This is a genomic window from Geomicrobium sp. JCM 19039, from assembly GCF_000698145.1.
Lineage (GTDB): Bacteria > Bacillota > Bacilli > Bacillales > Marinococcaceae > Geomicrobium_A.
Genome location: NZ_BAXB01000021.1, coordinates 24,981 through 49,348, shown reverse-complemented (window position 1 = coordinate 49,348; position 24,368 = coordinate 24,981). Strand labels below are relative to the sequence as shown.

Here is a 24,368-nt window from a genome sequence, read left to right as displayed (position 1 = left end):
TCCATGAAAGAGTATGTTGTTGTGGACGGATATAACATCATTGGTGACTGGCCAGAACTCGTGGAACGAAAAAAATATTCCCTCGTAGACGCAAGAGATATGCTTATTGAGCAAATGGCAGAATACCAGGCGATTACAGGTCGTACTGTTATCATTGTATTCGATGCCCACCTTGTCAGAGGGATTGGTGCTAAAGAGAAGCAATTCCGAGTAGAAGTCATCTATACAAAAGAAAAGGAAACTGCAGACGAGCGAATTGAGAAGCTCGTCAAAAAGTTAAAGAATGTGAATACACAAGTATATGTGGCCACCTCTGATTACCTCGAACAACGTGTCATTTTTGGTAGTGGTGCTCTTCGAACCTCCGCTCGAGAGCTAAGAAATCAGCTTGTTGATGTCGAAAAAAGCATTAGACAGACAGTAAAAGATGTCGAGCGTGAGCCAAACCAAGGAAAAATTGCGCTTAGTGAGGAAGTTGCTGAATTCTTTGACAAATGGCGTCGAAAAGGGCAATGACTTATTGATTCTCGTTCTTGACTACTATATACTTAGTTACTATACACCGAAGTCGAGGGCGAGGGATTGTCATGAACGCACACGTCTTAGAGAAGAGTCAGCCATTTGTCGAAAACACTGAAAGAAACTTTGCTACCGAAGATGAAAGACTAGTAGAAGCTGTTCGTTATGGGAACTCCGCTGCTTTGGAACAACTCATTCACAAGTACAAGAACTTTGTCCGCGCGAAAGCGAGATCGTACTTTTTAATCGGGGCAGATCATGAAGATATTGTCCAAGAAGGTATGATTGGTTTGTATAAAGCAATTCGCGATTTTAACGGGGACAAGCTTTCTTCGTTCAGAGCGTTTGCGGAGTTGTGCATCACTCGTCAGATAATTACGGCTATTAAGACAGCGACGCGCCAAAAGCACATCCCGCTAAACTCTTACGTTTCATTGGACAAGCCTATGTATGATGAGGAGTCCGACCGTACTCTTATGGATGTGGTTTGTAGCTCGCTCATTAGTAACCCTGAAGAAATGTTAATTAATCAAGAGGAACTCACAGACATTGAAGGGAAAATTAATGAGGTGCTTAGTGATTTAGAACAACAAGTACTTCGCCTTTATTTAGACGGACAATCGTACCAAGAGATATCCGCAGATTTAAATCGACACGTCAAGTCAATCGACAATGCATTGCAACGCGTAAAGAGAAAGTTAGAACGGTATATCGAAATGAGAAACGTGCCGGGTTAATATTCGCGCAATTTGAAATAGCAGAATCTTCATTTGCTTTATTGTTAGACAAGTTGTAGAGGGGACGTCCGTCACGCGCGCCCCCTCATATTGACATAAACGGACGATTATGATATTCTGCACTCTGTATAGTAGATAACTTGTCTGGTCTATAATGGATGTATACATGATGACAACAACAACCACCGTGAATGCGGTTGTTTTTTTATGTTTAACGAAATAAATCGACGACCTATGGGGGTGTCTTGCAAGTGACGAATCCTGTTCAATTTCTAAAAGAAGTCGGAAAACAAATGAAACAAGTAACGTGGCCGACACCTAGCGAGCTTTATAAATATACGAAAATTGTATTGATTACAGTTATTTTCATGTCGATCTTCTTTGCAGTTGTGGATTACGGCTTTTCAGAACTTGTACGGTTGTTCTTGTAGTTGACATGATTATGAACGATGAGAGGAGGACAGCAGTCGCGATTGACTGATGACCCTATGGATAAGAACTGGTATGTTGTTCATACGTACTCTGGGTATGAAAACCGAGTGAAAGCGAACCTTGAGAAACGAGTAGAATCAATGGAAATGCTTGATAAAATTTTCCGTGTCCTCGTTCCAGTAGAAGAAGAAACAGAAACAAAGAACGGCAAAACGAAAACGGTAAATCGTAAGACATTTCCTGGATATGTTCTCGTTGAGATGGTGATGACGGATGACTCTTGGTATGTGGTTCGTAACACACCGGGAGTTACTGGGTTTGTCGGCTCTTCGGGCGCGGGCTCAAAGCGACAGCGCTTTTGCCAGATGAAGTGGATTCCATTCTAAGGCAGATGGGCGTGGAAGCTCCAAAAGCAGAAATTGACTTAGAAATTAAAGAGTCGGTGAAAGTGAAAGAAGGACCGTTTACTGATTTCACAGGGACAGTTGAGGAAATTAGTCTTGAGAAACAGAAAGTAAAAGTGCATGTGAACATGTTCGGTCGAGAAACGCCGGTTGAATTAGAATTCCATCAAGTTGAGAAACTCTCATAACAATTTCCACTTGCGCTTCATCCCGCTGGATGATAAGATTTTAATGTTTGCATCAACTATCAGCATTGGTAGTTGTCAACAAGTGGGAGGGCACGTGTGCCCGAAACACCACATTACGAACGAAGGAGGTGTGTCGCGTGGCTAGAAAAGTTGAAACCGTAGTGAAGCTACAGATTCCTGCAGGTAAAGCTAACCCGGCACCACCGGTCGGTCCTGCCCTTGGTCAGGCTGGTGTAAATATCATGGGCTTCTGTAAAGAGTTTAACGCACGTACACAGGAGCAAACAGGTACGATTATTCCTGTTGAGATTACTGTTTATGAAGACCGTTCATTCACATTTGTGACGAAGACTCCACCAGCAGCTATTCTTCTTAAAGAAGCAGCTGGAGTACAATCTGGTTCTGGAGAGCCGCACAAAGTGAAGGTTGCATCAGTAACTGCTGAACAAGTACGTGGAATCGCTGAAACGAAGATGGAAGACTTAAACGCTGCTGATCTTGATGCTGCTGTAAAGATGATTGAAGGTACAGCGCGTAGCATGGGGATCACTGTTGAAGGCTAACGATTAGTCGCAATAGAACGGCAAGAAAGGTTGCGATCACCGGCGAAAATCGGGCTTTCGCAACCTTGATTCTTGTATAATTGTCTTTCTCTAGGAATGAATCTTCTCTAGCGATTAAGCGTGGGAGGTCAAACCGTTAAAACCACAAAAAGAGGAGTTGTTAGATATGGCTAAGAAACACGGTAAGAAATATGAAGACGCAAAGAAACAAGTCGATGTAACGAAAGAATACACTGCAAGCGAAGCCATTGAGCTTGTGAAAAAAGTTGCTCCGGCAAACTTTGATGAAACTGTTGAGGTAGCCGTACGTCTTGGTGTAGACCCTCGTAAAGCGGATCAACAAATCCGTGGCGCGGTCGTTCTTCCAAATGGTACGGGTAAAACTCAACGCGTTCTTGTATTTGCAAAAGGTGAAAAAGCGAAGGAAGCTGAAGAAGCAGGCGCGGATTTCGTTGGTGAAGAAGACCTCGTAAACAAAATCCAACAAGGTTGGATGGACTTTGACGTTGTTGTTGCGACACCTGATATGATGGCGCAAGTTGGTAAATTGGGTCGTGTACTTGGACCAAAAGGTCTAATGCCAAACCCGAAAACGGGTACGGTAACAATGGATGTGACTCAAGCTGTTAACGAAATCAAAGCGGGTAAAGTAGAATACCGCGTTGAAAAAGCAGGAAATGTACACGTTCCAATTGGAAAAGTATCATTTACTGAAGAGCAATTGCTAGCGAACTTCAAAACCATTCTCGATATCCTTGCAAAAGCGAAGCCTTCTGCAGCGAAAGGTACGTACATGAAGAACATTGCTGTATCTTCATCTATGGGACCTGGTGTGAAAGTTAGTACGTCCGGCTACACTAGCTAATTTTTCCGTATTGACATTTGATAGGCCGCTATATATAATGAAAACGGCTAATGAATAACTATACTGCCGCAGACAGTAGGTGCACATTGTGCGTAAATCCTGCCGAGGTATCGATTTGATAGAATAGACACGATTGTGTCCTTCTGAATCTCCTCTGTCTGTGTGTATGCATAGGCAGGGGAGTTTTTTGATCCTCTGAACGGCAAATTTTCAGGAGGTGGAATGATGAGCAGTGTAATCGAGCAGAAACAAGCCGTTGTTGACGAGATTGTCGGTAAATTTAACGACAGCGAGTCCATCATCTTAGTTGATTACCGCGGTCTTAGCGTAAGCCAAGACACGGAGCTTCGTACGAAGCTTCGTGAAGCAGACGTTGAGCTTAAAGTGACAAAAACACATTAACACGTCGTGCGACAGCGGAAACGAACTATACTGAACTGGACGAAGCTCTCGCAGGCCCAACAGCCGTAGCAACGAGCAAGACAGATGCAGTAGCAGCTGCAAGAGTACTCAACGATTTCTCTAAGGATAACGAAGCGCTTGAAATTAAAGCGGGCGTCATCCAAGGAATCGTAACGCCTGTTGAAGACATCAAGAAGATTGCTGAACTTCCTTCTTACGAAGGACTTGTATCTATGCTTCTTAGCGTACTACAAGCACCAATCAGAAACTTCGCGTTGGCTTCAAAAGCAGTTGCAGACCAAAAAGAAGAAAGTGCGTAAGCACCTACTATTACACATTCCTGAAGGAGGAAATATACAATGGCTAAAGAGCAAATCATTGAAGAAATCAAAGGCATGACTGTCCTTGAATTGAACGATCTTGTTAAAGCAATCGAAGAAGAATTTGGAGTTACAGCTGCTGCACCAGTTGCAGCTGCAGGTGGCGGAGACGCAGGTGCTGCTGAAGAGCAGACTGAATTCAACGTCGTTCTTACTTCTGCTGGTTCTTCTAAAATCGGTGTTATCAAAGTGGTTCGTGGAATCACAGGTCTTGGTCTTAAAGAAGCGAAAGCTCTTGTTGACGGCGCCCCTGAAACACTTAAAGAAGGCGTAAGCAAAGACGAAGCTGAAGACATGAAGAGCCAACTTGAAGAAGCTGGCGCTGAAGTCGAAATCAAGTAATTGTTACACAGAAACTTCCCTGTATCTCATGCAGGGAAGTTTTTTTATCGATAGATTTCGAGAGTATTCGAAGGTTTGGGCGTGTTAGACTAGATCTAAAAGCTAGTGGATAAAAGGGGTGTGTGGCGTGAGTAGTCACTACTATGATTCAAAACCTACGGTCGGGAGCGAACGCGGAGAAGTCAGTATCGATGTGAACGGCGAGCGTGTTACGTACAGTACCGATCGAGGGGTGTTTTCAAAAGGTGAGGTCGACTTTGGCAGTCGGTTTCTTTTGGAGACGTTCGTCGAACCGGAAGTGGCAGGAGGTGTTCTTGATGTCGGCTCGGGTTACGGGACGCTTGGCATTGCGATTGCTAAAACGGGCGACCGCCATGTATGGATGACCGACATTAATGAACGAGCAGTAGCGCTCTCTAAAGAAAACGCAACAAAAAATAAAGTCGATTCACAAGTCACAGTTGTCCATGGCTCCGTGCTCGAGCGTGTTCCAGAGGACGTGCGATTTGCAGCCGCTGTGACGAATCCGCCAATTCGTGCGGGTAAAGACGTTGTCCATCAAATCTTTGAAGATGTGTACCGGGTCTTAGAGAATGGTGGTGAGTTGTGGGTCGTCATTCAAAAGAAGCAAGGTGCCCCGTCAGCCAAGAAGAAATTGGTGGAGTTGTTTGGTGACGTCGAAGAGGTAGCGAAACGAAAAGGTACTCAATTTTTCGAAGTCGGAAATAAAAAAAGAAAAGAATATTTGACCGGTTGTTGAATTTGTGATACTATCATTTAATGCGTATAACCGTCTCTTTTTATGCATTTTTTTCGATAAAAAGAGGAGTATAAAGGTTATTGCGGTCGGGAAGACTAAGTAAATACGAGTAAAAGAGGTTGGTATTTTTATCCTGTATAATATGAACCTTTTTCGGTTTTTTACACGGTTTTCCTGCCGTTCTATATAACGATCGGCATCATCCTAGATGATTGTTTCCCCCATTTTAACAAAAATGGCAGAGTCTTGCCGAGGCTATTGGGATCAGTAAAAATACGCGGATTTGAGGGGTGAATTCGTTGACAGGTCAACTCATTCAGTATGGACGCCATCGCCAGCGAAGAAGCTACGCGCGGATTAGTGAAGTTCTTGATCTTCCTAATCTCATCGAGATTCAGACAGCTTCATATCAATGGTTCCTTGACGAAGGGATTCGTGAGATGTTTCAAGACATTTCACCGATTGAAGATTTTACGGGGAATCTAGTGCTGGAATTCATCGATTACAGCTTAGGTGAACCAAAGTACTCTGTTGAGGATTCAAAGGAACGGGATGTAACATATTCAGCGCCTTTACGGGTGAAAGTTCGTTTAATGAATCAGGAAACAGGCGAAGTGAAAGAACAAGAAGTATTCATGGGCGACTTTCCGTTGATGACGGATACAGGTACTTTTGTAATTAATGGTGCCGAGCGAGTCATCGTTTCCCAACTCGTCCGCTCTCCAAGTGTATATTACAGTCGCAAGACTGATAAGAACGGTAAGAAAGGCTTTACGGCTACGGTTATTCCAAACCGTGGTGCGTGGTTAGAGCTAGAAACCGATGCAAAAGACATTGTATACGTACGTATTGATCGTACACGTAAGCTTCCTGTAACGGTACTCCTTCGTGCTTTAGGTTTTGGTTCCGACCAAGACATTGTTGATCTCATTGGTGAGAACGAATACTTGAGAAACTCATTAGAGAAAGACAACACGGAAGATACAGAGAAAGCTTTATTAGAAATCTATGAGCGTCTTCGCCCAGGCGAGCCGCCGACGGTTGATAACGCCCGTAGTCTATTGGAATCACGTTTCTTTGATCCGAAGCGTTACGACTTTGCAAATGTTGGACGTTATAAGATTAACAAGAAGCTCCATATTAAAGATCGCTTATTTAACCAAGTGCTAGCTGAAACATTAGCAGACCCTGAAACTGGGGAAGTGATTGCTGAAGAGGGCACACAGATTGATCGTCGCACATTAGACCGCCTCATGCCTTACATTGAGAACGATCTTGGGTTTAAAACGTATACCGTCGCTGACGGTGTTGTTGAAGACGCTGATATTAACGTGCAATCGATTAAGATCTATGCACCGAACGACCCTGAAGGAGAGCAAACGATTCAGGTCATTAGTAACGGTGTGATTGATAAGAGTATCAAGAACATTACAGCGGAAGATATTATTGCTTCGATCAGTTATTTCTTTAACCTTCTTCATGGGGTCGGAAATACTGACGATATTGACCACTTAGGAAACCGGCGTCTTCGTTCTGTTGGTGAATTGCTACAGAATCAATTTCGAATCGGTCTTTCTAGAATGGAACGTGTGGTTCGTGAGCGTATGTCAATTCAAGACCCTAGCCAGATAACTCCGCAGGCCTTAATTAACATTCGCCCAGTGATCGCTTCCATTAAAGAGTTCTTTGGTAGCTCTCAGCTATCTCAGTTCATGGATCAAACGAACCCACTTGCTGAACTTACACACAAGCGTCGTTTATCTGCACTAGGACCTGGGGGTCTGACAAGAGAGCGTGCCGGAATGGAAGTACGAGACGTTCACTACTCCCACTATGGTCGGATGTGCCCGATTGAGACTCCAGAAGGGCCGAATATCGGTTTGATTAACTCGTTATCGAGTTACGCTAAAGTGAATGCGTTTGGTTTTATGGAAGCTCCGTATCGTCGTGTTGACCCAGAAACTGGGCGAGTCACCGAACGCATCGATTACTTGACTGCAGACGAAGAGCACAACTACGTTGTTGCGCAAGCGAATGCGAAGTTAAATGACGATGGAACGTTTGTTGATGATGATATTATTGCACGTTTCCGTGAAGAGAATACAATCGTGTCTAAAGATCGTATTGATTATATGGACGTATCACCAAAACAGGTCGTTTCAGCGGCAACTGCATCCATTCCATTCCTTGAAAATGACGACTCCAACCGAGCGTTAATGGGAGCGAACATGCAGCGTCAAGCCGTACCGTTGTTGCAACCAGAAGCGCCGTTGTTGGAACAGGCATTGAGTATGTTTCGGCAAAAGACTCGGGAGCTGCTGTTGTCGCAAGAGAACGCGGCATCGTAAAGCGAGTAACAGCTCGTGAGATTCGTATTCGCAAGCTCGTTGACGTTGATGGCAAAGAAGTTGAGACAGACGATCAAGTGTACCGTATGTCGAAGTTTATTCGCTCGAACCAAGGAACGAGCTACAACCAACGTCCAATTGTGTCTGAAGGTGACATCGTAGATAAAGGCGAAGTTCTTGCTGATGGACCTTCTATGGATAAAGGTGAGATGGCTCTTGGTCGCAACGTTCTCGTTGGCTTTATGACCTGGGACGGTTATAACTATGAGGATGCGATCATTCTAAGTGAGCGACTCGTGAAAGATGATGTATTCACATCTATTCACATTGAAGAGTATGAATCAGAGGCTCGGGACACGAAACTCGGTCCGGAGGAGATTACACGCGACATTCCAAACATCGGTGAAGATGCGCTTCGCAACTTGGATGAGCGCGGGATTATCCGCGTAGGTGCTGAAGTGAAAGATGGCGACATTCTTGTCGGTAAAGTAACCCCGAAAGGGATGACTGAACTGACAGCAGAAGAACGTCTGCTTCATGCGATCTTTGGTGAGAAGGCACGCGAAGTTCGTGATACATCACTTCGTGCACCTCACGGTGGCGATGGAATTGTCCTCGATGTGAAGATTTTCAACCGTGACGATGGTGATGAATTGCCACCGGGTGTGAATCAGCTTGTGCGCGTGTACATCGTGCAAAAGCGTAAGATTAACGAAGGTGACAAAATGCTGGACGCCACGGGAATAAAGGTGTTATTTCACGAATTCTTCCTGAAGAAGATATGCCGTATCTTCCTGATGGGACACCAATCGACATTATGCTTAACCCGCTTGGGGTACCATCGCGTATGAACATCGGACAAGTGCTTGAGATGCACCTTGGAATGGCTGCACGTCAGCTAGGTATCCACGTCGCTTCTCCAGTATTTGATGGTGCTCGCGAGGAAGATGTGTGGGAGACGCTAGAAGAAGCAGGTATGGCAAGAGACGGTAAGACCATTCTTTATGATGGTCGTACTGGAGATGCATTCGACAACCGTGTGTCTGTCGGCGTTATGTACATGATTAAGTTGGCGCATATGTTGATGATAAATTGCATGCACGTTCTACTGGACCATACTCCCTCGTTACGCAACAACCGTTGGGTGGTAAAGCTCAATTTGGTGGTCAGCGTTTTGGAGAGATGGAAGTTTGGGCACTTGAAGCATACGGTGCTGCGTACACACTTCAAGAGATTCTAACGGTGAAATCCGATGACGTTGTTGGACGTGTGAAAACGTACGAAGCGATCGTGAAAGGCGAAAACGTTCCTGAACCTGGGGTTCCAGAGTCATTCAAAGTATTAATTAAAGAACTCCAAAGTCTTGGTATGGATGTAAAAATGCTATCAAGCAACGAAGAAGAGATTGAAATGAAAGAGCTGGACGACGAAGAAGAGCAATCGAATGATAAAATGAACCTGAAGCTTGAAACAACGGAAAACGCCTAAGGTTTTGCAATCGGTAAAGGATAGCCCCGTGCGGGGCTCTTTACCTCTTTTGCTACTGTTACCCGTCACTCAGCCCCTTTGACAACAGAGCGTAGGAAAGGGAGGGTCACCCTTTGATCGATGTCAATAATTTTGAATACATGAAAGTCGGTCTTGCATCTCCAGACAAGATCCGTAGTTGGTCTCGTGGTGAAGTGAAGAAGCCCGAAACCATTAACTATCGAACGTTAAAGCCAGAGAAAGACGGGCTGTTTTGTGAGCGTATTTTTGGTCCACAAAAGGATTGGGAATGTCACTGCGGGAAATACAAACGCGTCCGCTACAAAGGCGTTGTTTGTGACCGTTGCGGTGTTGAGGTTACTCGTGCCAAAGTTCGTCGTGAACGTATGGGGCACATTGAGCTAGCCGCACCTGTTTCTCATATCTGGTACTTTAAAGGAATCCCAAGTCGTATGGGACTCGTCTTGGATATGTCTCCACGTTCGTTAGAAGAAGTGATTTACTTCGCCTCTTACGTCGTCACAGATACAGGCGATACACCACTTGAATATAAGCAGTTATTATCTGAGAAAGAATACCGTGCATACTACGACAAGTATGGTCGTTCGTTTACGGCGCAAATGGGTGCTGAAGCGATCCGGAAGATTCTTTCTGATTTAGACCTTGAAAAAGAAGTAAAAGCGCTAAAAGATGAATTAGAAACGGCTCAAGGGCAACGTCGTACTCGTGCGATTAAACGACTTGAAGTCATCGAAGCGTTTCGTAACTCCGGCAACGAACCTTCTTGGATGATCATGGATGTATTGCCAGTCATTCCACCTGAGCTTCGTCCGATGGTGCAATTGGATGGCGGTCGCTTTGCGACGTCTGACTTGAATGATTTGTATCGTCGAGTGATTAACCGTAACAATCGTCTAAAGCGTCTTTTAGATCTTGGTGCCCCGAGCATTATCGTTCAAAACGAGAAACGGATGCTTCAGGAAGCTGTAGATGCGCTCATTGATAATGGTCGTCGTGGCCGTCCTGTAACGGGTCCTGGTAACCGACCGTTGAAATCACTTTCGCACATGTTGAAAGGAAAGCAAGGTCGTTTCCGCCAGAACTTACTCGGAAAGCGTGTTGACTACTCTGGTCGTTCCGTAATCGTCGTCGGTCCGAACTTAAAGATGTATCAGTGCGGTCTTCCTAAAGAAATGGCATTAGAACTATTTAAGCCTTTCGTTATGAAAGAGCTTGTTGCTAAAGGTCAAGCGCACAACATTAAGAGTGCAAAACGTAAAGTTGATCGTGTACAGCCTGAAGTTTGGGATGTGCTTGAAGAAGTGATTAAGGAGCATCCGGTTTTATTAAACCGAGCGCCAACACTTCACCGTCTTGGAATTCAAGCTTTTGAACCGATCCTTGTAGAAGGACGCGCAATTAAGTTGCACCCACTTGTATGTACCGCGTATAACGCCGACTTTGATGGTGACCAAATGGCGGTTCACGTGCCACTTTCAGCAGAGGCCCAGTCGGAAGCGCGCGTGCTCATGCTTGCTGCACAAAACATCTTGAACCCGAAAGACGGGAAACCAGTTGTTACGCCTTCTCAAGATATGGTTCTTGGTAACTATTACTTGACGCTTGAACGTGAAGGTGCAGTAGGGGAAGGCACAGTGTTTAAGGATAGCGATGAGGCACTCACCGCTTACCAAAACGGCTACGTGCATTTGCACACACGTATAGGAATTCCTGTTCGGTCATTGAACAAGACGACATTCCCTGAGAACACAGAAGACCGTATTTTGTTAACGAGCACCGGTAAGCTGATCTTTAACGAAATTCTTCCGGAGTCGTTCCCGTATATCAATGAGCCAACGGCGATTAACCTTGAACAAGAAACGCCAAAAGAATATTTTGTTACTAGTGATACAGATATTAAGAAAACATTGGCGGAACGTCCAGTTGTTGCTCCATTCAAGAAAGGCTTCCTCGGAGATGTCATCGCTGAAGTGTTTAAGAAGTTTCAAGTCACTGAAACATCCCGAATGCTTGACCGAATGAAAGACCTTGGTTTCTACTATTCAACAAAAGCTGGCCTTACCGTAGGTGTGGCTGACATCGTAGTTCTCGCTGAAAAAGGTGAAATTCTTGATGCGGCTGAATTGCAAGTAGACCGAGTGATGAAACAGTTCCGAAGAGGTCTAATCACTGAAGAGGAACGTTATGACAAGATCATCTCAATTTGGAGTGAAGCAAAAGACGACATTCAAAGCCGTCTAATGAAAACACTCGACAAATCGAATCCGATCTTTATGATGAGTGATTCTGGAGCACGTGGTAACGCCTCAAACTTTACGCAACTTGCGGGTATGCGTGGTCTAATGGCGAACCCGTCTGGTAGAATCATTGAGCTTCCAATCAAGTCCAGTTTCCGTGAAGGTCTAACCGTACTCGAGTACTTTATCTCGACACACGGTGCTCGTAAAGGTCTAGCCGATACGGCATTGAAGACAGCAGACTCTGGTTACTTGACCCGTCGTCTTGTTGACGTTGCCCAAGACGTCATTGTTCGTGAGGATGATTGCGGCACGGATCGCGGTCTCGTTGTTTCACCGATTAGAGAAGGTACTGAAGAAATTGAGAACCTTTATGATCGTCTCGTTGGTCGCTTTGCATTCCAAACGGTCAAACACCCTGAAACAGGCGAAGTCCTTGCCAGACCGAATGAACTTATCAATGAAGAGTCTGCAAAAACAATCGTTGACGCAGGCGTCGAATCATTGAAAATCCGTTCTGTCTTCACGTGTGACACGTCACACGGTGTATGTAATAAATGTTACGGCCGTAACTTGGCGACAGGAAGCGATGTTGAAGTCGGCGAAGCGGTCGGCATTATCGCAGCCCAGTCCATTGGTGAGCCAGGTACACAACTTACGATGCGTACGTTCCACACGGGCGGTGTAGCTGGGGATGACATCACGCAAGGTCTACCGCGTATCCAAGAGTTGTTTGAGGCGCGTAATCCGAAAGGTCAAGCGCTTATTACAGAACTCAAAGGAACGATCGAAGAGATCCGTGACGCTGGTGACAAGAAAGATGTTGTCATTCGCGGAGAGTATGAGTCGCGCTCCTACACAACTGCATATGGTGCACGCTTGAAAGTATCCGAAGGCGATCAAGTTGAAGCAGGGCAGGCACTGACTGAAGGTTCCATTGACCCGAAAGAATTGATCAAAGTTACCGGTCTGGATGAAGTTCAAGAGTACCTCTTGAAAGAAGTTCAGAAGGTTTACCGGATGCAAGGGGTAGAGATTGGTGACAAACACGTTGAAGTTATGGTTCGCCAAATGCTCCGTAAGATTCGCGTAAATGACTCTGGAGACACTGATGTACTTCCAGGAACACTTGTTGAAGTTAATTCTTTCAACAAAGCAAACATCGACGTGCTTCGAAAAGGGAAGCGCCCAGCGGTGGGAGCTCCAGTTATCCTAGGGATTACAAAAGCATCTCTTGAGACAGACTCATTCTTATCAGCTGCGTCGTTCCAAGAAACGACACGTGTACTCACAGATGCGGCCATTAAAGGGCGCAGAGATGCACTTCTTGGCTTGAAGGAGAACGTTATTATCGGTAAGCTCGTCCCAGCAGGTACAGGTATGCAACGTTACCGAACGCTTAAGGGCGAGACAGCAGATGAAGGAAAGCAAGTGGAACCAGAACCAGAGACAATCGGTTACGACTAAAAAACCGTATTGACACATCATCTCCACTTTGTTAAGATGTCTAAGTGCGCGTAATTCGCCTGTATTTGAGGTGGCGATAATGGGTTATGATAAGGTAATGAATGCTGGCACACGATATGTTGGTTTGAAACGGACAATAAAAGCGATCTCTGACGGTTTAGCGACGGAAGTATTCGTTGCTGAAGATGCCGACCATGAGTTGCTTCGTAAAGTCTCGGACACCGCATATGAAAAGCAAATACCTTTGGTAATGGTTCCATCTATGAAAAAGCTCGGCAAAGCTTGCGGTATTGAAGTTAATGCTGCGGCTGTAGCTATAAAAAAGTAGTCATGTTTTTACTGGCGGGCGTTCTCGCCCGTCCAGTAAGAACTTTACTTTTGCCCAATTGTGAACCACCTGGAACGGTGGTCTTGAAAATCGCGATGATGACGCGGTTTTGAACGCTACACAAACCGTGGTGGATTTCATGAATGCAAGCTGCATGAGAATTAAGTTGTGAAAGGAGGAAATATCGATGCCAACAATGAATCAACTCGTTCGAAAAGGACGTAAGTCTAAAATGAAGAAGTCAGATGCACCAGCATTGAACAAAGGCTATAACAGCTTCAAAAAAGTTCAAACTGACCTTTCTTCTCCTCATAAACAAGGGGTATGTACTCGTGTCGGTACAATGACACCGAAGAAGCCGAACTCTGCTCTTCGTAAATATGCACGTGTACGTTTGACGAATGGAATTGAAGTAACTGCATACATCCCTGGAATTGGACACAATCTTCAGGAGCACAGTGTTGTATTGATCCGCGGTGGTCGTGTAAAAGACCTTCCGGGTGTTCGTTACCACATCGTACGTGGTGCGCTTGATACAGCAGGCGTTCAAGACCGTAAGCAAGGTCGTTCTAAGTATGGAACGAAGCGTGCGAAAGCAAAGAAATAATAAGCTTTACTATTATAGAAGAAATGAATTCAGATGTCTTGTTTGAGACAGAAAGGAGGGTTGGTTATGCCTCGTAAAGGTCCTGTACCTCGTCGTGAAGTGCTTGCCGATCCGATCTACAACTCTAAGTTGGTCACTCGTTTGATTAACCGCATCATGGTGGATGGAAAGAAAGGTAAAGCGCAGAACATTCTTTACGCATCTTTTGATCTCGTCCGTGAGCGCAGTGGTCAAGATCCGGTTGAAGTTTTTGATCAAGCACTCAAAAACATCATGCCTGTACTTGAAGTTAAAGCACGCCGTGTCGGTGGTGCCAACTACCAAGTACCAATTGAAGTAAAGCCTGACCGTCGTACGACTCTTGGTCTTCGTTGGTTAGTAAGCTATGCACGTCTTCGCGGAGAAAAAACGATGGAAGAGCGTCTAGCAAATGAAATTCTTGATGCATCAAACAACACAGGCTCTGCTGTTAAGAAGCGTGAAGACACGCATCGTATGGCTGAAGCAAACAAAGCGTTCGCACATTATCGCTGGTAAGCGTTTCGCAATCCAGTTGTAAATGATAGCTGAAAGGAGAAAGTGTAAACCATGGCAAGAGAGTTCTCCTTGGAGAAAACACGTAATATCGGGATCATGGCACACATCGATGCCGGTAAAACGACTGCTACAGAACGTATTTTGTTCTATACCGGTCGTACTCATAAAATTGGTGAAACACATGAAGGCGCTTCTCAGATGGACTGGATGTCTCAAGAGCAAGAGCGTGGGATTACAATCACGTCTGCTGCGACAACAGCGTCTTGGAAAGGCCACCGTATCAACATCATTGATACACCAGGACACGTCGACTTTACTGTTGAAGTAGAGCGTTCACTACGTGTTCTTGACGGTGCTGTTGCTGTACTCGATGCTCAATCTGGCGTTGAGCCACAAACAGAAACGGTATGGCGTCAAGCAACCACTTACCACGTTCCACGAATTGTATTCGTGAACAAGATGGATAAGATGGGTGCAGACTTCCTATACTCCGTCGGGACGTTAAATGATCGTCTAGACGCGAATGCGCATCCAGTTCAACTTCCAATTGGTGCTGAAGATGATTTTGAAGCGATCATTGACCTTGTAGAAATGAAAGCTTACTATTATCTTGATGATTTAGGGCAAAACACTGAAACACGTGAAATCCCTGATGAGCACCGTGAATTGGCTGATGAATATCGTGAGAAGCTCATCGAAGCGGTTGCAGAATTTGATGAAGAGTTGATGATGCGTTATCTTGATGGTGACACAATCAGCAACGAAGAACTCAAAACTGCCGTTCGTGAAGCGACACTTTCGGTACAGTTCTACCCAGTTCTTTGCGGTTCTGCATTTAAGAACAAAGGTGTTCAACCGATGATCGATGCAGTCATTGACTATCTTCCGGCTCCTACAGACGTTCCTGCAATTAAAGGACACAAAGTAGATAGCGACGAAGAAGTTATCCGTGAAGCGGATGACAACGGTCCATTCTCTGCACTTGCATTTAAAGTTATGACAGACCCTTACGTTGGTAAATTGACATTCTTCCGTGTTTATTCCGGAACACTTGATTCTGGTTCATACGTGAAGAATGCTTCTAAAGATAAGCGTGAGCGTGTTGGTCGTATTCTACAAATGCACGCAAACACTCGTGAAGAAATCAAAACGGTTTACTCAGGAGACATTGCCGCAGGTGTAGGTTTGAAAGATACGTCAACAGGAGATACTTTGTGTGATGAGAAGGAACTAGTGATTCTTGAATCCATGGACTTCCCAGAGCCGGTTATCTCACTATCTGTTGAACCGAAATCTAAAGCCGACCAAGATAAGATGGGTGTTGCCCTCGGTAAGCTTGCTGAAGAGGATCCAACATTCAAAACGTATACTGACGAAGAAACAGGTCAAACTGTTATCGCTGGTATGGGTGAGCTTCACCTCGACATCATCGTCGACCGTATGAAACGTGAATTTAAAGTTGAAGCGGTCGTTGGTGCACCACAAGTATCTTACCGTGAAACACTGCGTAAATCTGCAGAGCTTGAAGGTAAGTTTGTACGACAATCAGGTGGACGTGGACAGTACGGACACGTTAAAGTTGAGATTGGACCAAACGAAGAAGGTGCAGGCTTCGAATTCGAAAACAACATCGTTGGTGGTGTCGTTCCTCGTGAATACATTCCATCTGTTGAAGCTGGAATTGAAGAAGCACTTCAAAATGGTCTACTTGCAGGTTATCCTGTCATTGACGTTAAAGCTCGTCTATTCGATGGTTCTTACCACGATGTCGACTCCAACGAGATGGCATTTAAGATTGCGGCTTCCATGGCATTTAAAGAAGCGAAAGCTCATTGCCAGCCAGTTCTCTTAGAGCCACTTATGAAAGTTGAAATCGTCGTTCCAGAAGAATACATGGGTGATGTCATGGGTGACGTTACATCACGTCGTGGACGTGTTGACGGTATGGAAGCACGCGGTAACGCGCAAACCATCCGTGCATTTGTCCCGCTATCTGAGATGTTTGGTTATGCGACAGCGCTTCGCTCAAACACACAAGGACGCGGAACGTACTCCATGTTCTTTGATCATTATGCAGAAGTACCAAAGAGTATTTCTGAAGAGATCATCAAAAAGAACACTGGAGAGTAATGACTTTGTTAGTAGTCTAGAAAGGTGATATGTGATTGAAATGCGCATGCCTCCTTTCTTGCTTCATAAATTTAAATTAATTTAAGGGAGGATATCCTCAAATGGCTAAAGAAAAATTTGACCGTTCCAAGACGCATGCCAATATTGGTACGATTGGACACGTTGACCACGGTAAAACAACACTAACTGCTGCAATCACAACTGTACTTCATAAAAAATCTGGTAAAGGTACTGCAATGGCGTATGACGCAATTGACGGTGCTCCAGAAGAGAAAGAGCGTGGAATTACAATCGCGACTTCTCACGTAGAGTACGAAACTGAAACGCGTCACTATGCACACGTTGACTGCCCAGGTCACGCTGACTACGTTAAAAACATGATCACTGGTGCTGCACAAATGGACGGCGCGATCCTCGTTGTATCTGCAGCGGATGGCCCAATGCCACAAACTCGTGAGCACATCCTTCTTTCTCGTAACGTAGGTGTACCTTCAATGGTTGTTTTCTTAAACAAAGTTGACATGGTAGACGACGAAGAGCTTCTTGAGCTTGTTGAGATGGAAGTACGTGACCTTCTTTCTGAGTACGACTTCCCAGGAGACGACATTCCAGTCGTTGCTGGTTCTGCTCTTAAAGCACTTGAAGGTGACGAAAGCTACGAAGCAAAAATCGTTGAGCTTATGAACGAAGTGGATGCTTACATCCCAACTCCAGAGCGCGACAAAGACAAGCCTTTCATGATGCCTGTTGAGGACGTATTCTCAATCACTGGTCGTGGTACAGTAGCAACTGGCCGTGTTGAGCGTGGTGTTCTTAACGTAGGAGACGAAATCGAAATCCTAGGAATCACTGAAGAGTCTAGAAAATCAACAGTAACAGGTGTTGAGATGTTCCATAAACTTCTTGACTACGCTGAAGCTGGTGACAACATTGGTGCACTTCTTCGTGGTGTTGACCGTGAGGACATCACTCGTGGTCAAGTACTAGCTAAGCCTGGTACAATCACTCCACACACAAACTTCAAAGCTGAAGTATATGTACTTTCAAAAGAAGAAGGTGGTCGTCACACGCCATTCTTCAACAACTACCGCCCACAGTTCTACTTCCGTACAACGGACGTAACAGGCGTTGTTAACCTTCCTGAGAACGTTGAGATGGTTATGCCTGGCGACAACACTGAAATGGAAGTTGAATTGATTTCACCAATCGCAATTGAAGACGGTACTCGTTTCTCAATCCGCGAAGGTGGTCGTACTGTAGGTTCTGGTGTTGTTTCTACAATCACGAAGTAATCTCAGAACAAACAATAGAAGCAGGCTAGGAATGATACACTCATTCTTAGCCTGCTTTTTTTTGTTATGTATGCTGAGAATTACATGCCTTGCACGTATGATTGCAAGATATGCCGATACGTAGGCAAGCAGTCTCTACATTAAAATTTCCGTACGATTCTTCTACGTGCATCATGCTCGTCATTTGCCGACCAATCACGAAGTCGTTTTTCATGTTGGATGTAAGATAGGTGAGTACATACAAAAAATAAAGCTAGCAATTTTTGAATAGGGGTGTATACTGAAGGAATTACGAGGAGGAATGGTTATGAAGTTCATACAAAAGATTGTCGTCAAGTCGGCATTGTCTAGTGGTGCTCTTGTTTTAGCGGTCTTGCTACTTCCCGTATTCCTTATTACAGAACAGGTCGATGGTTTTCAGCAATTAATTGATATGGTCTTCAAAGAAGACAAAGAATAATGGAAGAAAATGAACAGCCAAGAGATCTATCATTGGCTGTTCATTTTTGTTAAAATCGTAGTACAGATCAAGTAAAAAGGTCGAGCAAATTGGCGAACGTAAAGACTAACAAAAACAATATGAATCCACTCTTGCATTCATAGGTGAAAGCCTTTATAATAGTAAAAGTGTGACAAAGTTGGAGATCCGCACGGATTTCCTGTTTTTATGTTGTCATTTGCGATGATGCAGAAGGTTGCTGACACACCCGGCCCCTTTGCCATGATGGGTGTGGGGGGATTTCTGCGGAGTAGGTCTGAAAATCAGGCGATAAAAGGAGGGCTAAACATGGCAAAAGAGAAGATTCGTATTCGATTGAAGGCGTATGATCACCGTATTCTCGATCAATCATCAGTGAAGATTGTAGACACGGCGAAACGTTCAGGTGCAAATGTATCCGGACCAATCCCGTTACCGACAGAGCGTTCGGTATACACAGTCTTACGTGCGACTCACAAGTACAAAGATTCGCGTGAGCAATTTGAGATGCGTACGCATAAACGTCTCATCGATATTATCAGTCCAACACCACAAACGGTGGACGCTTTAATGCGTTTGGATCTTCCATCCGGCGTTGACATTGAGATTAAGCTTTAATCCAATTCACAGTTATAGGATGGCAGTTTGGACAAACAATTATGAACACAAAATATAGGAGGTGTGACTGATGGCCAAAGGAATCTTGGGTACAAAGATCGGCATGACACAGATTTTTAGCGAGAATGGCGAAGTCGTTCCAGTTACTGTCGTTCAAGCAAATCCGAATGTTGTCATGCAGTTGAAAACACAGGAAAAAGATGGTTACGATGCGGTGCAGTTAGGTGCAGATGACAAGAAAGATCATCGTTCTAACAAGCCGGAAAAAGGCCATGCTGAAAAAGCAAGCACGGCACCCAAGCGCTACGCTCGTGAATTCCGCAACATGGATGTTGGGACTCACGAAGTCGGTCAAGCGGTCAACGTAAATACATTTGAAGTCGGAGACATCATTGATGTGACCGGTACTTCAAAAGGTAAAGGTTTCCAAGGTGCAATTAAGCGTCATAACCAAGCGCGCGGTCCAATGAGCCACGGTTCTCGTTATCACCGTCGTCCGGGTTCACTCGGTACGATGCAAGATGCGAAGGTAATCAAAGGCATGGAAGGCCCGGGTCAAATGGGTGGCGAAAAGGTAACTGTACAAAACTTGGAAGTCGTACAAATCGACGAAGAGCGTAATTTGCTTCTTATTAAAGGGAACGTTCCTGGAGCGAAGAAAAGCTACGTTAAAATTCAAAGTGCTGTAAAAGGCAACTAACGTCTCGAAGAAAGGAGGAGTCATCATGCCAAAAGTAACGGTATTTAACCAAAGCGGTTCACAAGTTGGCGACATCGAACTTGTTGATGCTGTTTTTGGTATTACACCAAACGAAAGTGTTGTTCATGATGCCGTCGTAATGCAACAAGCTTCCCTTCGTCAAGGAACGCAGAAAGCGAAAACTCGCTCTGAAGTTCGTGGCGGTGGTGCAAAGCCTTGGCGTCAAAAAGGAACAGGTCGTGCTAGACACGGTTCAAACCGCTCACCAATTTGGAAAGGCGGTGGTGTGGTCTTCGCACCAACACCAAGAACTTACGGCTACAACCTACCGAAAAAGGTTCGCCGTCTAGCGATTCGCTCAGTTCTTTCTGATAAAGTACAAAACGATGCATTGATTGTTGTTGATGAGTTAAGCTTCGAAGCACCAAAGACGAAAGAAATGGTACAAATTCTTTCTAACCTGTCCGCAGAGAAAACACTCATTGTTACTGCAGAGCGCAATCAAAACATCGAAAGATCTGCTAGCAACCTTCAGAACGTCAAAACGATTACAGCTACTGGCGTAAACGTTCTTGATGTGATCAAGTACGACAAAGTGATCATTACGAAGGAAGCTGCAGAGAAGGTAGGGGAGGTGCTTAGCTAATGGATGCACGCGATGTGATTAAGCGCCCGGTCATTACGGAACGCTCTACTGAACTGATGGAAGATAAGAAGTATACGTTTGAAGTAGATATTAGAGCGAATAAAACGCAAATCAAGCAAGCAATCGAAGAAATCTTCGAAGTTGATGTTGAGAAAGTCAACACGATCAAATACAAGCAAAAGTTTCGTCGTTTCGGACGTTATGAAGGCTTTAAACCTGCGAAGAAAAAAGCGATTGTAACACTTAAAGCAGACAGCGAAGAGATCGAGATCTTCGGCGAAGCTTAAGTTTTAATGTAAAGGAGGGAAATGAAAATGGCTGTAAAACGTTATAAACCGACCACAAACGGTCGTCGTTTCATGACAGGGAAAGACTTCTCTGAAATTACAACGAACACACCTGAGCGCTCTTTGCTTGCGCCACTGTCTAAAAAGGCAGGTCGTAACAACCAAGGTCGTTTGACAACACGTCATCAAGGTGGCGGTCACAAACGTAAATACCGTATGATCGACTTTAAGCGTAACAAAGACCAAGTAGAAGGACGAGTAGCGACAATTGAGTACGATCCAAACCGTTCGGCGAACATTGCACTCATCCACTACATGGACGGAGAAAAGCGTTACATCTTAGCACCTAAAGGTCTAAAAGTCGGCAACTCAATCTACTCTGGATCAGAAGCTGACATTAAACTCGGTAACGCACTTGAGCTTAAAGACATTCCAGTTGGTACGAACGTGCACAACATCGAATTGAAGCCTGGTCACGGCGGACAACTCGCTCGTGCTGCAGGATCACAAGCTCAAATTCTTGGTCGTGAAGGAAAGTACACGTTAATTCGCCTTCGTTCTGGTGAAAACCGTTTGATCCTTTCAACGTGCCGTGCGACAATCGGTCAGGTTGGAAACCTTGAGCATGAACTCATTAATGTTGGTAAAGCAGGACGTAGTCGCTGGATGAACAAACGCCCAGTTGTACGTGGTTCTGCGATGAACCAGCGGATCACCCTCACGGTGGTGGTGAAGGACGCGCGCCAATCGGTCGTGTTGCACCAGTATCTCCTTGGGGTCAACCAGCAATTGGTTACAAAACGCGTAAAGGCAAGAAAGACTCTGACAAGTATATTGTTCGTCGTCGCAACGCGAAGCGTAAGTAATTGCCGAGAAGGCCAGACGATTGCTGCGCCCCTGATAACAGCAACGCCTTTGCTGTGTCGGGCGCTGTCAACGTCGTTTTATACATTTGAAGGGAGGCATTCACATGGGACGTAGTCTTAAAAAGGCCCTTTTGCCGATAGCCACTTGCTTAACAAAATTGAAGCAATGGATGATAACAACAGATCTGTCATTAAAACATGGTCACGTCGTTCTACCATCTTCCCGCAATTTGTAGGTCATACAATTGCTGTTTACGATGGTCGTAAACACGTTCCGGTTTACATTCAAGAAGATATGGTTGGACATAAACTCGGAGAGTTTGCACCAACAAGAACGTATCGTGGACATGATAAAGACGATAAGAAAACGAAACGCCGCTAATTAGAGAGGAGGTTCACTCATGCAAGCTAAAGCTGTTGCGAAACAAGTTCGTGTTGCTCCTCGTAAAGCAAGAATGGTTGTTGATCTTGTCAGAGGTAAGGAAGTTGGAGAAGCCATTTCAATTTTGCGTCATACACCAAGAGGTGTTTCGCCGATCGTTGAGAAGGTTCTCAATTCTGCTATTGCGAACGCTGAACACAATTACGAACTCGATGCTGAAAACTTATACGTAAGTGCAGCATTTGTAGATGAAGGAGTTACCTTGAAGCGCTTCCGCCCAAGAGCCCAAGGTCGTGCGTCTAGAATCAACAAGCGCACTAGTCACATTACAATTATTGTTTCTGAGAAGGAGGAGGGATAGAGCGTGGGTCAAAAAGTAAACCCTGTCGGTCTTCGTATCGGCGTCATTCGTGATTGGGAATCGAAATGGTACGCTGGGAAGGAATATGCAGATCTTTTGCATGAAGATATTAAGATTCGTGAATTCCTTGAAGATCGCCTCAAAGATGCATCATTGTCTAAAATCGAAATCGAACGTGCTGCTCGTCGTGTGAACATCAACATCCATACTGCGAAACCAGGAATGGTAATTGGTAAGGGTGGTTCTGAAGTCGAAGCACTTCGTAAGAAGCTAAATGAAATTACTGGCAAGCGTGTTCATATCAACATTTCTGAAGTGAAAGTTACTGACATGGACGCTCGTCTAGTCGCAGAAAACATTGCTCGTCAATTGGAAAACCGTGTGAGTTTCCGTCGTGCGATGAAGCAATCGATCCAACGCACAATGCGTTCTGGAGCAAAAGGGATTCGTACAGAAGTAAATGGACGTCTTGGTGGAGCAGATATGGCTCGTTCTGAAAGCTATAGTGAAGGTACAGTGCCACTTCATACACTTCGTGCCGACATTGATTACGGAACAGCTGAAGCTGATACGACTTTCGGTAAAATCGGCGTAAAGATCTGGATCTACCGTGGAGAAGTCCTTCCCACGAAAGGTAAGAGCAACGAGGAAGGAGGCAACTAAACATGTTAATGCCTAAACGCGTTAAATATCGCCGCCAATTCCGTGGCCGTATGCAAGGTCGTGCGAAAGGCGGAACAGAAGTAAACTTTGGTGAATACGGTCTTCAAGCCCTCGAACCATCTTGGGTAACGAACCGTCAAATCGAATCAGCACGTATCGCGATGACTCGTTACATGAAGCGTGGCGGTAAAGTATGGATTAAAATCTTCCCTGATAAGCCTTACACAGCAAAGCCTCTAGAAGTTCGAATGGGTTCCGGTAAAGGTGCTCCTGAAGGCTGGGTAGCTGTCGTAAAGCCAGGTAAAATCATGTTTGAAATTGCAGGTGTAAACGAAGAGGTGGCACGTGAAGCATTGCGTCTTGCGTCTCACAAGCTTCCGATTAAATGCAAATTCGTGAAACGTGAAGATATGGGTGGTGAGGCAAATGAAAGCTAAAGAAATTAGAGATCTGACAACGACTGAGATCGAACAAGAAACAAAGTCTTTGAAAGAAGAATTGTTTAACCTTCGTTTCCAGCTAGCTACTGGTCAGTTGGATAATCCTGCCCGCATCCGTCACGTACGTAAAGAAATCGCTAGAGCCAATACAGTTCTTCGTGAAAGAGAACTTGGCATTACTCGTGGATAATTAAAGGAGGGGCAAACGTAATGACTGAACGTAATAATCGTAAAGAATTAACGGGCCGTGTTGTATCCGACAAAATGGATAAAACAATCACTGTTGTTGTTGAAACGTATAAACGTGATAAGTTATACGGCAAGCGTGTTCGTTACTCAAAGAAATACAAAGCTCACGATGAAAACAACGAAGCAAAAGTCGGAGATATCGTACGCATCATGAAACACGTCCGCTTTCCAAAGATAAGTACTTCCGCCTCGTGAAAATCGTTGAAGAATCCGTGATTATCTAAGACATCCTTTTGTTGAAGGGAGGCAAATGACATGATCCAGCAAGAATCAAGATTGAAAGTAGCAGATAACTCTGGTGCTCGTGAAGTACAATGCATTAAAGTACTTGGTGGTACTGGACGTAAGACAGCGAACATTGGTGACACGATCGTGTGTGCAGTCAAGAATGCAACACCTGGTGGCGTTGTCAAAAAAGGTGAAGTTGTCCGCGCCGTTATCGTACGTTCACGCAGTGGCGTTCGTCGTAACGACGGTTCATATATCAAGTTTGATGAAAACGCAGCAGTAATCATTCGTGACGACAAAGGGCCGAGAGGTACACGTATTTTCGGACCAGTTGCACGTGAATTACGTGATAAGCAATATATGAAGATCGTATCTCTAGCACCTGAGGTACTTTAAAGATACG

General features: G+C 44.8%; 24 protein-coding genes, 7 pseudogenes and 1 other annotated feature. All 31 genes and pseudogenes read left to right on the top strand.

Going from position 1 to position 24,368, the window contains the following annotated elements; translation table 11 throughout:
- Window positions 1–3 precede the first annotated feature (3 nt).
- The 31 genes and pseudogenes from JCM19039_RS16840 (at window position 4) to rplN (ending at window position 24,361) form a co-directional block, all read left to right on the top strand.
- Window positions 4–516, top strand: a complete 513-nt coding sequence (locus JCM19039_RS16840; protein WP_042429385.1) for an NYN domain-containing protein — start codon at window positions 4–6, stop codon at window positions 514–516.
- A gap of 71 nt (window positions 517–587) precedes the next feature.
- The gene (gene sigH / locus JCM19039_RS16835) at window positions 588–1,256 is read left to right on the top strand and encodes an RNA polymerase sporulation sigma factor SigH (protein ID WP_042402081.1); all 669 of its coding nucleotides are present in this window, start codon (window positions 588–590) and stop codon (window positions 1,254–1,256) included.
- Between the two features lie 251 nt (window positions 1,257–1,507).
- The gene (secE, locus tag JCM19039_RS16830; protein ID WP_042402084.1) at window positions 1,508–1,687 is read left to right on the top strand and encodes a preprotein translocase subunit SecE; all 180 of its coding nucleotides are present in this window, start codon (window positions 1,508–1,510) and stop codon (window positions 1,685–1,687) included.
- A gap of 57 nt (window positions 1,688–1,744) precedes the next feature.
- Window positions 1,745–2,280, top strand: a pseudogene (nusG, locus tag JCM19039_RS16825) (transcription termination/antitermination protein NusG).
- A 137-nt stretch (window positions 2,281–2,417) separates the two neighbouring features.
- Complete coding sequence (gene rplK / locus JCM19039_RS16820) at window positions 2,418–2,843, top strand: 50S ribosomal protein L11 (protein ID WP_042429383.1); 426 nt, start codon at window positions 2,418–2,420, stop codon at window positions 2,841–2,843.
- Between the two features lie 166 nt (window positions 2,844–3,009).
- The gene (gene rplA / locus JCM19039_RS16815; RefSeq protein ID WP_042429380.1) at window positions 3,010–3,708 is read left to right on the top strand and encodes a 50S ribosomal protein L1; all 699 of its coding nucleotides are present in this window, start codon (window positions 3,010–3,012) and stop codon (window positions 3,706–3,708) included.
- A 48-nt stretch (window positions 3,709–3,756) separates the two neighbouring features.
- Window positions 3,757–3,907, top strand: a sequence feature (ribosomal protein L10 leader region).
- A gap of 26 nt (window positions 3,908–3,933) precedes the next feature.
- Window positions 3,934–4,430 (top strand): annotated as a pseudogene (gene rplJ, locus JCM19039_RS16810) (50S ribosomal protein L10).
- A gap of 39 nt (window positions 4,431–4,469) precedes the next feature.
- Window positions 4,470–4,832, top strand: a complete 363-nt coding sequence (gene rplL / locus JCM19039_RS16805; RefSeq protein WP_042429378.1) for a 50S ribosomal protein L7/L12 — start codon at window positions 4,470–4,472, stop codon at window positions 4,830–4,832.
- Window positions 4,833–4,959: 127 nt separating this feature from the next.
- Complete coding sequence (locus JCM19039_RS16800; protein ID WP_042429375.1) at window positions 4,960–5,592, top strand: class I SAM-dependent methyltransferase; 633 nt, start codon at window positions 4,960–4,962, stop codon at window positions 5,590–5,592.
- Window positions 5,593–5,891: 299 nt separating this feature from the next.
- Window positions 5,892–7,955, top strand: a pseudogene (locus JCM19039_RS28140) (DNA-directed RNA polymerase subunit beta); the annotation flags it as partial.
- A pseudogene (locus tag JCM19039_RS28135) lies at window positions 7,934–9,038 on the top strand (DNA-directed RNA polymerase subunit beta); the annotation flags it as partial. The pseudogenes JCM19039_RS28140 and JCM19039_RS28135, both read left to right, overlap by 22 nt.
- 84 nt (window positions 9,039–9,122) lie before the next feature.
- Window positions 9,123–9,428: a hypothetical protein gene (locus JCM19039_RS28130; protein WP_373975942.1), complete on the top strand. Its 306-nt coding sequence runs from the start codon at window positions 9,123–9,125 to the stop codon at window positions 9,426–9,428.
- Between the two features lie 113 nt (window positions 9,429–9,541).
- Entirely contained in the window at window positions 9,542–13,153 is a 3,612-nt protein-coding gene (rpoC, locus tag JCM19039_RS16790; protein WP_042429372.1) for a DNA-directed RNA polymerase subunit beta', read from the top strand.
- 79 nt (window positions 13,154–13,232) lie between these two features.
- Window positions 13,233–13,481 carry a ribosomal L7Ae/L30e/S12e/Gadd45 family protein gene (locus JCM19039_RS16785; RefSeq protein ID WP_042429370.1) on the top strand — a complete coding sequence of 83 codons (249 nt, stop codon included), beginning with the start codon at window positions 13,233–13,235 and terminating at the stop codon, window positions 13,479–13,481.
- Window positions 13,482–13,668: 187 nt separating this feature from the next.
- Entirely contained in the window at window positions 13,669–14,088 is a 420-nt protein-coding gene (gene rpsL / locus JCM19039_RS16780) for a 30S ribosomal protein S12 (RefSeq protein ID WP_042402103.1), read from the top strand.
- 66 nt (window positions 14,089–14,154) lie between these two features.
- Window positions 14,155–14,625, top strand: coding sequence for a 30S ribosomal protein S7 (gene rpsG, locus JCM19039_RS16775; RefSeq protein ID WP_042402105.1), 471 nt, complete (start codon window positions 14,155–14,157; stop codon window positions 14,623–14,625).
- Window positions 14,626–14,676: 51 nt separating this feature from the next.
- Window positions 14,677–16,755: an elongation factor G gene (gene fusA, locus JCM19039_RS16770; RefSeq protein WP_042429367.1), complete on the top strand. Its 2,079-nt coding sequence runs from the start codon at window positions 14,677–14,679 to the stop codon at window positions 16,753–16,755.
- A 101-nt stretch (window positions 16,756–16,856) separates the two neighbouring features.
- A complete protein-coding gene (gene tuf / locus JCM19039_RS16765; RefSeq protein ID WP_042429364.1) occupies window positions 16,857–18,047 on the top strand; it encodes an elongation factor Tu in 1,191 nt (396 codons plus the stop codon).
- Between the two features lie 307 nt (window positions 18,048–18,354).
- Window positions 18,355–18,507, top strand: coding sequence for a hypothetical protein (locus tag JCM19039_RS24550; protein WP_193744273.1), 153 nt, complete (start codon window positions 18,355–18,357; stop codon window positions 18,505–18,507).
- A gap of 327 nt (window positions 18,508–18,834) precedes the next feature.
- On the top strand, window positions 18,835–19,143 hold the full coding sequence (gene rpsJ / locus JCM19039_RS16760; protein ID WP_042402109.1) for a 30S ribosomal protein S10: 309 nt from the start codon (window positions 18,835–18,837) through the stop codon (window positions 19,141–19,143).
- A 70-nt stretch (window positions 19,144–19,213) separates the two neighbouring features.
- Window positions 19,214–19,843, top strand: a complete 630-nt coding sequence (gene rplC / locus JCM19039_RS16755; RefSeq protein WP_042402111.1) for a 50S ribosomal protein L3 — start codon at window positions 19,214–19,216, stop codon at window positions 19,841–19,843.
- Between the two features lie 25 nt (window positions 19,844–19,868).
- A complete protein-coding gene (rplD, locus tag JCM19039_RS16750; RefSeq protein ID WP_042402113.1) occupies window positions 19,869–20,489 on the top strand; it encodes a 50S ribosomal protein L4 in 621 nt (206 codons plus the stop codon).
- Complete coding sequence (gene rplW / locus JCM19039_RS16745) at window positions 20,489–20,776, top strand: 50S ribosomal protein L23 (RefSeq protein ID WP_042402114.1); 288 nt, start codon at window positions 20,489–20,491, stop codon at window positions 20,774–20,776. Before rplD ends, rplW begins: the two co-directional genes overlap by 1 nt.
- A 27-nt stretch (window positions 20,777–20,803) precedes the next feature.
- Window positions 20,804–21,642 (top strand): annotated as a pseudogene (rplB, locus tag JCM19039_RS16740) (50S ribosomal protein L2).
- A 104-nt stretch (window positions 21,643–21,746) separates the two neighbouring features.
- Window positions 21,747–22,024, top strand: a pseudogene (rpsS, locus tag JCM19039_RS16735) (30S ribosomal protein S19).
- 19 nt (window positions 22,025–22,043) lie between these two features.
- Complete coding sequence (rplV, locus tag JCM19039_RS16730; RefSeq protein WP_042402119.1) at window positions 22,044–22,385, top strand: 50S ribosomal protein L22; 342 nt, start codon at window positions 22,044–22,046, stop codon at window positions 22,383–22,385.
- A gap of 3 nt (window positions 22,386–22,388) precedes the next feature.
- Entirely contained in the window at window positions 22,389–23,048 is a 660-nt protein-coding gene (rpsC, locus tag JCM19039_RS16725) for a 30S ribosomal protein S3 (protein ID WP_042402120.1), read from the top strand.
- Between the two features lie 2 nt (window positions 23,049–23,050).
- Window positions 23,051–23,485 (top strand): 50S ribosomal protein L16, encoded by a 435-nt coding sequence (rplP, locus tag JCM19039_RS16720; RefSeq protein ID WP_042402124.1) that lies wholly within the window; start codon window positions 23,051–23,053, stop codon window positions 23,483–23,485.
- Complete coding sequence (gene rpmC, locus JCM19039_RS16715; RefSeq protein WP_042402127.1) at window positions 23,475–23,678, top strand: 50S ribosomal protein L29; 204 nt, start codon at window positions 23,475–23,477, stop codon at window positions 23,676–23,678. Before rplP ends, rpmC begins: the two co-directional genes overlap by 11 nt.
- Before the next feature lie 20 nt (window positions 23,679–23,698).
- Window positions 23,699–23,961: pseudogene (rpsQ, locus tag JCM19039_RS16710) on the top strand (30S ribosomal protein S17).
- 31 nt (window positions 23,962–23,992) lie between these two features.
- Window positions 23,993–24,361 carry a 50S ribosomal protein L14 gene (gene rplN / locus JCM19039_RS16705; protein WP_042402133.1) on the top strand — a complete coding sequence of 123 codons (369 nt, stop codon included), beginning with the start codon at window positions 23,993–23,995 and terminating at the stop codon, window positions 24,359–24,361.
- Window positions 24,362–24,368: the final 7 nt, after the last annotated feature.